This window comes from Lentibacillus songyuanensis, from assembly GCF_039548255.1.
Taxonomy (GTDB): Bacteria; Bacillota; Bacilli; order Bacillales; family Amphibacillaceae; genus Lentibacillus_C; species Lentibacillus_C songyuanensis.
Genome location: NZ_JBCLVH010000021.1, coordinates 62,315 through 74,378, shown reverse-complemented (window position 1 = coordinate 74,378; position 12,064 = coordinate 62,315). Strand labels below are relative to the sequence as shown.

Annotated in this window: 9 protein-coding genes, 1 pseudogene and 1 CRISPR repeat array; of the genes and pseudogenes, 8 read left to right on the top strand and 2 right to left on the bottom strand. The window is 39.2% G+C overall.

The window, feature by feature from the left end; translation table 11 throughout:
* Positions 1-83 precede the first annotated feature (83 nt).
* Positions 84-420, top strand: a pseudogene (locus tag WMZ97_RS17280) (IS5/IS1182 family transposase); the annotation flags it as partial.
* Between the two features lie 66 nt (positions 421-486).
* Positions 487-3,102: a CRISPR direct-repeat array (repeat unit 32 nt; unit sequence ATTTCAATCCACGCACCCATATAGGATGCGAC).
* A 179-nt stretch (positions 3,103-3,281) separates the two neighbouring features.
* On the opposite strand, the gene WMZ97_RS17275 reads toward WMZ97_RS17280, so the two are convergent.
* On the bottom strand, positions 3,282-3,836 hold the full coding sequence (locus WMZ97_RS17275) for a type I CRISPR-associated protein Cas7 (RefSeq protein WP_343273343.1): 555 nt from the start codon (positions 3,834-3,836) through the stop codon (positions 3,282-3,284).
* A gap of 720 nt (positions 3,837-4,556) precedes the next feature.
* On the opposite strand from WMZ97_RS17275, the gene WMZ97_RS17270 reads away from it, so the two are divergent.
* From WMZ97_RS17270 to WMZ97_RS17240, 7 genes are all read left to right on the top strand, one after another.
* Complete coding sequence (locus WMZ97_RS17270) at positions 4,557-4,880, top strand: hypothetical protein (RefSeq protein WP_343273342.1); 324 nt, start codon at positions 4,557-4,559, stop codon at positions 4,878-4,880.
* Between the two features lie 21 nt (positions 4,881-4,901).
* Entirely contained in the window at positions 4,902-5,390 is a 489-nt protein-coding gene (locus tag WMZ97_RS17265; protein ID WP_343273341.1) for a hypothetical protein, read from the top strand.
* 31 nt (positions 5,391-5,421) lie between these two features.
* The gene (locus tag WMZ97_RS17260; protein WP_343273340.1) at positions 5,422-5,751 is read left to right on the top strand and encodes a hypothetical protein; all 330 of its coding nucleotides are present in this window, start codon (positions 5,422-5,424) and stop codon (positions 5,749-5,751) included.
* A gap of 1,110 nt (positions 5,752-6,861) precedes the next feature.
* Positions 6,862-7,431, top strand: coding sequence for an RNA polymerase sigma factor (locus WMZ97_RS17255; RefSeq protein WP_343273339.1), 570 nt, complete (start codon positions 6,862-6,864; stop codon positions 7,429-7,431).
* 337 nt (positions 7,432-7,768) lie between these two features.
* Positions 7,769-8,452 carry a sigma-70 family RNA polymerase sigma factor gene (locus tag WMZ97_RS17250; protein ID WP_343273338.1) on the top strand — a complete coding sequence of 228 codons (684 nt, stop codon included), beginning with the start codon at positions 7,769-7,771 and terminating at the stop codon, positions 8,450-8,452.
* A 133-nt stretch (positions 8,453-8,585) separates the two neighbouring features.
* Complete coding sequence (locus WMZ97_RS17245; RefSeq protein WP_343273337.1) at positions 8,586-9,677, top strand: DnaD domain-containing protein; 1,092 nt, start codon at positions 8,586-8,588, stop codon at positions 9,675-9,677.
* A gap of 527 nt (positions 9,678-10,204) precedes the next feature.
* Positions 10,205-10,858 carry a restriction endonuclease gene (locus WMZ97_RS17240; RefSeq protein WP_343273336.1) on the top strand — a complete coding sequence of 218 codons (654 nt, stop codon included), beginning with the start codon at positions 10,205-10,207 and terminating at the stop codon, positions 10,856-10,858.
* A 444-nt stretch (positions 10,859-11,302) separates the two neighbouring features.
* Here WMZ97_RS17240 and WMZ97_RS17235 read toward each other — a convergent pair whose 3' ends face one another.
* Positions 11,303-12,058 (bottom strand): GntR family transcriptional regulator, encoded by a 756-nt coding sequence (locus WMZ97_RS17235; RefSeq protein ID WP_343273335.1) that lies wholly within the window; start codon positions 12,056-12,058, stop codon positions 11,303-11,305.
* Positions 12,059-12,064: the final 6 nt, after the last annotated feature.

Sequence of the window (12,064 nt, the reverse complement as noted above, 5' to 3'; positions counted from 1 at the left end):
ACATTTTATGATAGAGTGCCTTTTCTTTTTTGGCTAGAATATCGCTCAAATACCCTCGAGAAATATTTTACACTTACATTCTTTCCAGTCAAACACATTCTATAACCCTTTTTTCGTCAGACAGTTGAATGACGGGAAAGCAGCAATTCTATTATTAAAAGGTGTCGATGAACTTCTCCTTCCATTTTTGCACTATCAAATAATGGATGCTGGATATGACTATGACCCCATTTATGAACAAGTGCATCGAATGGGGAACCAGCTCGTCATTGCCTACAATAAGAAAAATGAGAGTGAGCCAACTGGCTTTGATAAACACTTTGCTCCGACTTGTTTCGGGAGCATTCCTATTGATATGATATTTTTGATGTCAAATTTGATGCTAAATATGAAACATTGAAATACACAAGACTCAAGGAGCACCCGTATAGGAGGCGACTCCGAAGCCGAACAGGGGATTGAACAGGGGATTGATAGCGTAGCAGGATTTCAATCCACGCACCCATATAGGATGCGACGTTCATACGCATAAAAAAACCATAATCTCTTGTATTTCAATCCACGCACCCATATAGGATGCGACCTCCGCCAATTCCTCAATCCACACAATAGCAAAAGATTTCAATCCACGCACCCATATAGGATGCGACCTCCGCCAATTCCTCAATCCACACAATAGCAAAAGATTTCAATCCACGCACCCATATAGGATGCGACTCTAACGCTTTGTATAGCCTTTTCTTTTTCCATACGATTTCAATCCACGCACCCATATAGGATGCGACCTGAAACTATGGCTATGGGCAGGGATAGTTAACATTTCAATCCACGCACCCATATAGGATGCGACCACATGAATTTGCTGGTGAGCGACTGAGACATTATATTTCAATCCACGCACCCATATAGGATGCGACTAAATTCATCCGGATCCAATTGTTCTTCATAGATATTTCAATCCACGCACCCATATAGGATGCAACGTCTGCTTGTTCTTCTGATACCATTTCGCCTTTTTTATTTCAATCCACGCACCCATATAGGATGCGACTAAATTCATCCGGATCCAATTGTTCTTCATAGATATTTCAATCCACGCACCCATATAGGATGCAACGTCTGCTTGTTCTTCTGATACCATTTCGCCTTTTTTATTTCAATCCACGCACCCATATAGGATGCGACTAAATTCATCCGGATCCAATTGTTCTTCATAGATATTTCAATCCACGCACCCATATAGGATGCAACGTCTGCTTGTTCTTCTGATACCATTTCGCCTTTTTTATTTCAATCCACGCACCCATATAGGATGCGACAATTGATAAATGTGACTTTTTTATGGATGGATTAATTTCAATCCACGCACCCATATAGGATGCGACAAATTTCTTTAAATCCGAAGGAGCTGGTAGTAAATTTCAATCCACGCACCCATATAGGATGCGACTTCGTATTAGCAAGCATACCTTTCCACGATTTTATTTCAATCCACGCACCCATATAGGATGCGACCTTCATAATTAAGCAATACTTCGTGATCATCGGATTTCAATCCACGCACCCATATAGGATGCGACTATTTAAATCGTCATTTAGCACGGACACACTACCATTTCAATCCACGCACCCATATAGGATGCGACAATTCCTCCCAAAATTGTTTTTGTTATTTCAGATATTTCAATCCACGCACCCATATAGGATGCGACCACTTAACGTCATTCTTACCATGTTCCAAAACAGATTTCAATCCACGCACCCATATAGGATGCGACAGGCATTTTCACAATGCGCAATCAAATTAAAAAATTTCAATCCACGCACCCATATAGGATGCGACCTAGTATTGCGCTTGATGGTAAATCGATTATTTGATTTCAATCCACGCACCCATATAGGATGCGACGCAGATTAAACATAATAACAACGGCAACTATGAATTTCAATCCACGCACCCATATAGGATGCGACAGGGTCGCAGGAGTGACTTGCTTATAATTGTACGAATTTCAATCCACGCACCCATATAGGATGCGACAAGACAGGTAAAAAAGGTGGCTACTGATGTGGGAATTTCAATCCACGCACCCATATAGGATGCGACGATTAAAAACAAAGGAGGGATCCATTCGGATTTACCATTTCAATCCACGCACCCATATAGGATGCGACCTTCCATGATACCGTTTTTCTGCATGTAGTCCTCTATTTCAATCCACGCACCCATATAGGATGCGACTGTAATTGACGTTGATGGTAATTATTACCACAAGATTTCAATCCACGCACCCATATAGGATGCGACTGTTTATAACACGCTGGTTGCTGATGATTACATCATTTCAATCCACGCACCCATATAGGATGCGACAACGTCCCTGGTATGAATGGGGCACATTTACAAGATTTCAATCCACGCACCCATATAGGATGCGACCAGCAAATTTGTCTTTTGCTGTATTGTACATACTAATTTCAATCCACGCACCCATATAGGATGCGACTTAATATTCGGTCATGTGTCCACACATCAATTTATTTCAATCCACGCACCCATATAGGATGCGACACATTAAAAACGATCATACTTGCTGATCTGGAAATTTCAATCCACGCACCCATATAGGATGCGACTCTTTGATTTTTGTTAGCAATTTAGGCAACGATAAATTTCAATCCACGCACCCATATAGGATGCGACTCCATACGATGTGTGGCTCACTATCCTTGTAGAGATTTCAATCCACGCACCCATATAGGATGCGACCTGCTAGAGGTGATGGGTTGGTACGTACTGTGATATTTCAATCCACGCACCCATATAGGATGCGACTTTTCTGGCTGCTACTAAAATCTCTTTTAGTTGAATTTCAATCCACGCACCCATATAGGATGCGACATCTAGGTAAAAACGGATACGCGCAATCAACAATATTTCAATCCACGCACCCATATAGGATGCGACATATCCTCTATACGGGTAGGGGGCGATTAACCTGGATTTCAATCCACGCACCCATATAGGATGCGACGTCCTTCCCCGTAGTGATCTCACAATCTTGCAAAGATTTCAATCCACGCACCCATATAGGATGCGACAGCGAAAAACATGTAAAATCCATAGAACTTCTATTATTTACTACATATTTTTCACGAAAAAGTTTAAAATACGTAATCTTTCTCCTATTCTATTCGGCTTTCAGTAATTATACAAAGAAAATGTGGTGCGAATGCCCGAGTGTTTTTATGTGCACTATAGGTTCGCACCAACAAAGACTTTACAATGAAACGACTGGGTGTAATCTAACATCTTCTGACGATATTTCATCAATAATGGCGTGGTAATCCTTGTGTGAACGCGGGATCACGTCATGTTTTCTTTTCTTAATATTGATTTTATCAAATAATTGGTGGGAGGGAGCATTCCCGTATTGACTATCATGTTCAAAAACGTATAACCCTCTACATGCCATTCGTCCCCTTGCAGCTGAGTGATCTATATCCCACATATTGATAAGGGCTTCCCAAAATACTTCCAAATCCTTTTCTATGATACCAGTCTGAACTCCAAAAGCAGGAGTATAAAAGCCATACGCTCCATACATACCATATGGTAAATAAGCTTTACGCCCCATCTGTCCATGTCTTGCTTCTGTTTCATCTTCTGAAACATCTGCTTCGTTTTTTCCATCTGTCGCATTCGTCAAGGCGACACGTGTAATGGTCATATCGAATGGTGTTATTGGATTAATGGAACGCGCAAATGTTAACTGCATTGGTCCGCGTACTTGACCTGCATTATATTTAGTGGTGGACATAACAGCTCCAAACATGCGCAAACCACGAAATGGACAGGATGTCGAATAAAGAAAAATTAAAACTGTATCAATACGGTCTTTACTTGCTCGATAACATTGTAGCGTTTAAAAATCATTTGGATCAAGTTTACGATTTCACCAAGTCAACTGAACCCATGAAGCATTGGTGGTGGCATTTAAACAGGATTATCACTGGAGACATTGTTGTAAAAGGAAGCCTATCTGTAGAAACCAATATAGCTCTTTAATGTATTAGAAGCCATGGTCGAAAAATCATACCGTCTTTGTCCACCTTTTAAAGTGGACGTTTTTATTAAGACACTAATTTTATCCCGCCTAAACGGACAGCCATCCATGAAGCAAAGATTCACCAATTAGGATGAAAATCGGTTTAGTTGGATACAACTATTGTTAGGCTTTACTGAATCTGGTTTGTTTAAATCATCTATATCTGGATCTTTTTTCATTCATGTCTTGATAACAGGATTCCTTAGTGGCATTTCAATCATACTACAATTTCTTCAGGTTACAACCGCTGTATATCTGAGATTGTTCAATCAATTAGTTGTGCAAAGACATGAAGAAACCAAGAGCGCAGACGATATGACCAGATCCCCTGCAGAAGATAACACTATTAAATATTGTAGGTGTATATATCCCATTTATGAATGATTCACTTTGAATAAAATATAAAATAAGATATAATATGTTTAACTAATGGGAAGGGGTATGCAGATGGAAGATAAAAGTCGGTCAGTCAATTTTAAGTATAAGTTTTCCGAGGATTATAACCCACTTTATGTAAATGGAGCATATGGGGGTGTTAGCCCTAGAGGGGAAATAATTGTTAACTTTTATTTTGAACGAAATCCTGTTCCGTATGAAGAAAAGGTTCAGATTAATGAAACCGATGAAATTGTTACTGAAACAAAACCAGAGGATCATTTGGCCAATGTAATAAGATATGTACCAACAGGAGTGGTAATGAATCTGGAATCGGCTAAATCATTGCATGAATGGTTAGGAGAACATATTGAGATTTTGGAACAAGAAAAATAAATAATGGTGAGGTGAGTTATAGTGGATACTGTATTCTTAGAAAGTAAGTTTTTCCCCGCATCTCAAAAGAATAATTCTACAATGTTTAAACCTCGTATGCGAACATCGGAAAATGCAACTACACGAAAATTGAGATCCAATTACTACAAAATTGTTAAGAATGAACAAAGGAAACGGTACAATATAAATAAGTTAAAAGACTTTTTAAAACTGGAAGAAAATTGGAATAGTAATCAAGCAGCTGTTTTCGATGAGGATTTAATAAATAAAGCATTGGAAATAATTAGTGTAATCCCCGTTCAACCGGATGTTTTCCCAACAGCTAGGCAAAGTATACAAATGGAATATGAAAAAGAAAATGGTGATTACCTAGAATTTGAAATTTTTAAAGACCACATTGATATGCTGCTAATGAATAAGGAACAGGGTGAGAAAGAAGAACAATTTACCGTTAGAGCCTTCCATAAAATAAACAGTCGCATTCAAGATTTTCATGAAGGAAATATTTAACGATGAGGAGCAGCTATACAGAAAGGTAATTATGAAACCAGATTATTGGAAAACAGAGACGGGAAGGCCAACCTCAGCTGTATTTAAAGATTCTAAAGGTGTCTCTGTCGATCGGGATGGGGGAAGAAACGATTCTGAAGTTACTGCTTCGTTTATCCAACGATTCGGTGATGAAAACATCAGATCTATCGTTTCCGTTACTGCCCAATATTGCTGTGAAATTGATACCCATCTTGTATATGCCCCTGTTGAAGGAAATGAATATCATGCCTTAATTCATGACTCACCTGATAAAATAACACTGCGATCCTCTAAAGCTAAGAAACTAGCTGAAAACTGCAAGGTAGTGTATAAAGGTTAAGGTACCTATCATTTCCTGAATTATAAAAAGACGCTTGATGTCGCTTGTATGAATTGGAATAGTTTTGCATCTCCGTTCTGATAAAACAAGGTTTCTAATATCATTAGGCCAAGCATGAATCATGCAATGATTTTAAGAGTCAAGAACAATCAGTTTCTAGCCTTAATATAAGGTGAGAGATATCCATGAAGAACCATGAGAATGTTGAGAACGTATTAAAAGATACTGATTATAAAATGGATATTCAACCAGCATTTAAATTCAATAATAAGTTGTGTTTCAATAAAGAAGTAAATTGTGATTCCTCTGAGAGATTAATATATTTCAAGGAAACGGATTATGAAATTGACGTGAGAAGTACTTTTAATTTTAAATTGATGCTTTAGAAATTACCGAATTGGATGTCTATTGATATAGAGTTATAATAAAATAGAAGAAATTAAAAAAGTCCATTATCTTAAGGGAAAACACCGAAAAAGTACCATTCATAATCGTTTGAAAGAAAACGGGCTGAAACGTGCGACAACAGACTCGGAAATGTGCGAGATCAAATCCTGTATCGAGTAACAGCAAGTCCGAATCGGCGAGATGTAGAGGTTTTCAAAACGAATTAGTTTCACTTTTTCAGTGACCTTTCTTAGGGTAAAGGGCTTTTTTTTGATTGTTCATTTCATTTTTAAACTTCGCTGTTTTTCTTTTCATGTTTCATAAAGCTGACCATACCAGATTAAACTAGGAAGCCATCTCGGTGTGGTCCTTGTGAATCAGTTCAGTTCCAAGAAAATACAATGTGTTTGTATTCACCTCTGAAATTCCTTCCTTTAGCCATCCTATAAACCCAATAATGTGATCTTTCTCTCGCTTTTTAAATGTCATAAATCTGCCACAATCATGAACGGTGCTTTTTTTGCTTTTTAGTTCGACGCGAGCCGACATTTGCAGCCATCATTCGAGTATATTCCGTAAAAAAGGACACCGATTTCGTGGTGTTTCGACAATAAATACAGGCATTTCCGGTTTTCTAAGCGATTTGACAATATTTGCGATAATAGAAGGGATAGTACTATAAAAAAGTGGAAAAGGCCGGCCTTTTGGAAAGCGTGAGGCTAAATGAATCCATTAATTGAGGAATCCTTCGAGGAAGTATTACGCAACTATGAAAAGATAATTTATTACCACATCCACAAACTACACATCCATGACCCACATCAGGAATTTTACCAGGAGGGTCTATATGCTTTATGGCAGGCATATCAGACGTTCCAGCCTAACAAATCAAAGTTATCGACTTATCTGCACAGCATGATTCACAACCATTTGATTGATGTACTGCGCAAACAGGAGTGCCAGCAACGCTATGATCGGTTATACATTCGGGAAATCATGACGCATCAGGAAAGCGGGAATCGCTGCTGCTACACGAAGATACCTGTTTGTGACGAACCTTGGATAGCGTCGTTTGAAGTTGATTTATGGCAGTGGTTGCATGCACTGCTGACTGTGAATCAATGGAAATGGGTGAAGTATTTTATTTTAAAAGGTCTTTCGAATCATGAAATTGCCATGAAGGAAGGTGTTTCAGTTGCCGCTGTTCATAGTTGGGCGAAAACAGCGAAAGTGAAATTGAAGAAGGAATGGGGAAACTTGGAGCATTCCGTTGCTTTACCATGTGACGGGTGAACAGTTGCATAATTACCCAGAGCGTACAGACTTTTAAGAGATTGAACCTGTGAGAAGATTGGTGCTATGTTTTTGCCATATGTGAATGATTTGTGACAAACAGAAATTTTCCAATACAACATGCTACTTTTTGCATGTCCTATTCGATAATAGAGGTAGAGGGGGTATAAATAACTAGTTCAAAAGTCGCTTTTTTCAAATGGGCGTCGATTGTTTGCTAAACGATTGCCTGACAACTATCCTCTTCCACATCGTTACCCCATGTAGCTATTGTTGGTGGGACAAAAAGATAGGTTCTGTTCGTGTATCTTTTTCTGCCAAGTATGGATTTCTTCCAATGAATGTGGAGATCGTCGTGAAAGCTGACTTTTGGGAAAAGAGGCGAGAGATGCGTAATGAAGAAAAGGATTATGAGGAAGCGGGAAATTTGAATTGTAAGCAAGAGAGCGGGAACGAACGGGGATGTGGTGATAAGCATGATCGGGCAAAGGTGAGTTTTGAGGATATTTTTAAACAAAACGAGCGGCGGATTCATTACCATATTCATAAGTTACACATCCAGGATCCGCATAATGAGTTTTTTGTCGAGGGTCTGTATGCGATGTGGTGTGCCTATAAGAAATACAAGCCGGATCAGGGGGTGATGTCAACTTACTTCAACTTCATGATTCGCAATCGATTAATTGATATGCTCCGCAAGAAAAAGCGGGACAACCAGCACGAGGAAACGTTTATCCAGCATGAAAAGCTTTCATTCGACGATGGTAATCGTGCGTGTAAACATAATGTGCCTATTCCTGATTCGAGCGGAATGACGATGTTCGATGATGTGTTTTGGCAAAAAATAAGTGCCATGCTGACGGATAATCAGTGGAAATGGGTGAAATACCATATTATCGAGGATATGCCGTTGACGGAAATTGCAAAACAAGAAGGTGTCACGGTGGATGCGGTGAAGAGTTGGAGGAAGACGGCTAAGAAGCGGCTGGAGAGTAGCGAAATTCGGGAATTGTTGGATTGAAGGGCGCCCCCATTGCTGTGGCACGTGCATGTAATGGGGATCCGACTCGATTGTGCTATTACGGCAGCCAGTGAAGCAGTTTTAGAAAGGCTTCGAAAAAAACATAGCAAAAACATAGAAGGGATCGAGGGATATGAATTACATAAAAGAAATGAATGCATTTTACGATCATATGGAGCGGAAACCATTATCTGCATCGGCCATTAATCTGTGGTATGCGCTCATGCATATCAATAATAAAGCGATGTGGGCGAAAACGTTTACCGCTTCCGCCACCGTTTTGCGGTATAAAACGGGGTTGAAAGAAAGTTCGTTTAAGCGTGCGCGGGCAGAATTGAAGGCGTGCGGTTACATTGATTATGTGTCACGGCCAAGGAATCAAGCACCAATATATCGGATGATTTCGCTTGTGGAAGGAATAAACGGTACTGATGAGCGTGCCTGGACTTTCGAATACCAAGAGAATTTACAGTGTGATGATGATACGGAGGATTTGCCGGATCAGTCGATGTATACTGGTTTGGAACATCGGAATGGACAAGAAGGGATGTATGCACGTGTGAACCGGTTAACTGACCTGCATGCGGACAACCTAAGCGATGAGCGCGTAGAGGACAAACAAATAAATGAACGAGGGACGGACCACTTGATGGACCAACCTGCCAACCAGCATAAGGAACGGGACATGGACCAGGCGACGGGCCAAAATGCGGGCACATTAATGAAACATGAACAAGACACAAACCGAATAATACAAAACGAAATATCTGCCGCAGCGGAAGTATTTGTTTTTTACCAGCAAAATTTTGGGGTTATTCGCCCATTTATGACAGGAGAGATTATCCATTGGGTCGAGGCTATTGGTGAGCCGTTGGTACTGGAAGCCATGAAGCGTGCGGTGAAAAGCGATCGCATAATGTGGTCCTATGTGAAGGGGATTTTGCTGAATTGGCAACAAAAAGGGATTGCCAGTTTGGATGATGCGCAGGCGGAAGAAGTCGCTTTTCAAAACCAGCGACGGGAACAGATGCATCGGGTAGCGGGTGCTCAGTCGGGAGTACGGCGGACGGAGGTTGTGCCGGAGTGGTTTGATGATCATAAACGAAGGCAGAAGATAGAGAAAGCGAAAAAAGAGAAGGTACTGGAGAAAGTGGAGACAAAGGAAGAGATTGCGGAATTTGATGCGTTGTTGGCGGAGTTTGTTGAGGAGGGAGTGCGGGTGTGAAGGTTGGTTTGTTTTTGGGAGTGTGTTAGTTGTTGGAGGGGGGATTTTGTAATGTCAAACTTCATTCAGTGGGGGATTTCGACGCACAGGACGTGATAGTGCAGGCGAAGGCATAAGGACGTGACAGTTTTAGTCTGCCCTTTCCCCTCCGCTGAGACAGGAGAACAAAGGCTAAGAACGAGAACGTCTGAGTTGCAACGCCTTTGTGACTTGCATCGTGCAGGCCCGAAAAGAATCGGACCTTTGTCATGCAGTTAACCCTCACTTATTTTTTCGTTCCATCTCAAAATCCTGAAGTGGGGGTCTTACTGACCGTTAAGGCGGATAAAAGGATTGGGATATAAAATGTGCCCTGGATGTGATGATGGTTGTGTGGTTGAATACACATAGCTAGTTCTATTTTTTGTTATACAATATAAGTTCATTACTATCAATGCAGATCATCTTGATTACTAGTGCAGAAATCTATCTAACATTCAGTGGATGTATGGAGAAAAAATTGGAGATACTATTTTTGGGTGACCAAAATGCGTAAAAGAAGAAAAAGGACTTCTAAAGAATCGATATTTGTTTTAGGACTAATTGGGGCTGCTTTTATAATCATTTTAATCAATCGGTTCGTAACATGGTTAGCATCATTATCTATAACTGTATGGCTTGCTATTGCAATTGCGGTAATAGGGTTAATGTTTTTTAAGCGTTATTTAAATAAGAAGATTAAATTAAAAGAAAAAGAACAGCGAAGAATAGCATTAGAAAGACAAGGCAATTTAAACTATTTAAAAAGGATGGCACCTTTAGCATTTGAAAGTTATGTGTGTGATTTGTTTAAACAATTTGGGTATGAAGCTTATGTAACCAAATCAACAGGTGATGGCGGCAAGGACATCATGATTTATCAAAATAACTTTTTTGCCATTGCCGAATGTAAGCGCTATACTAAAAGTAAAGTCACACGACCGGACATCCAAAAGTTTCATAGTGCAATGGTAGATTGTAATGCTGAAAGGGGATATTTTGTTACCACGGGGGAGTTCACAAATCAAGCCATTACATATGTTTTGGACAAATCGATTACATTAATCAATGGTAAAAAATTGATTTGCTTAATTGAAGAAAGCTCTAAAACGAATCAATCAAATAAATCACTTGATTTTATACTTAAGACAATTAGCCCTTAGATATTTTGTTTTAAAGTGCTATAAAGTGAACTCTATAGTTGCTTCATAAATAGGGGGGGAACTGGCACCCCTATTTTTAGTAGTCAATAATATTGTTGACAAGGTACAATGAGTAGGAACTCAAATGAAAATATATTTAGATTATAATTAATTAGTAATGTGATGAAAGAAGGCTGTGTGATTGATTACATTTTCAATGGAGGTAAAGTAATTTTAAAATGAATTTCAATTTCTATCTCTATCTCTTTGTGTGACTAATAAACTAAAGTGAACAAGCTAAATAAAAGTGAACACTTATTAGATGTTAGTGCAATTTTAATATGGCAGCTCTCGGGCAGCCATATTAAAATTGTATCTCAAGGGTTACGGTATATCATATTTGAAAACAACCTGGATGATATGTCGAAATGGATTAGTTACGTGAATTCCAAAGTCATTATTCCTTTAGGGCCACATCGACATTTGATCAGCACGGTTCAAAAATATACGAAATGAGTATGCGGAATGAAGATAATAGAATTCAATTTTTTCCACTGGTAAATCCTCAGTTGAAAAAGAAATGCGTTCCGCTTTAAGTAAGGGTGTATTTTCATCTGCATTTAAAAGCTCCGCTACAAGGCTATTTGCTGGACAGGCTTCAATCGTTTGTTCTGCCTTTCCTATAACAATTTTAAATTTATTTTCCAGCAGCCAATAAATCGAGTGATTTTTCAGATCTTCAATGGTAATTTTTTCTCCGATATAAGCGGGAACATAAATAACGGCAAGAGCAATCGGCTTTTGATCAACTAGATGCACACGTTCTATATGGAGATATCTTTCTCCGAATTCTAGTGGTAATATATTTTCCTTCAAGTTCACCACAGGTTGTATTTTCATCTTTTTAATTTGTGTTGCAGATTCTAACCCTTGTTCTTGCATAATCTCGGAAAAACTTTGTAAATGTACCAGATTTTGTTCAACTTTATTAGTGGGCTTGGCGAATGTTCCTTTTCCATGGTTCGTGATAACTAATTCTTCATTTTTTAACAGCTGAATAGCTCTACGTACTGTAACGGTACTAACATCGAACCTTTTTTCCAACGTTCTTTGTGAGCCTATTGTTTCGCCGGCTTTGATAATTCCTTGATGAATCTCTTCTTTGATCGTTTCCGCTAATTGTATATACAATGGCATGGAACTTTCTTTGTTCATGGACATGTTTTA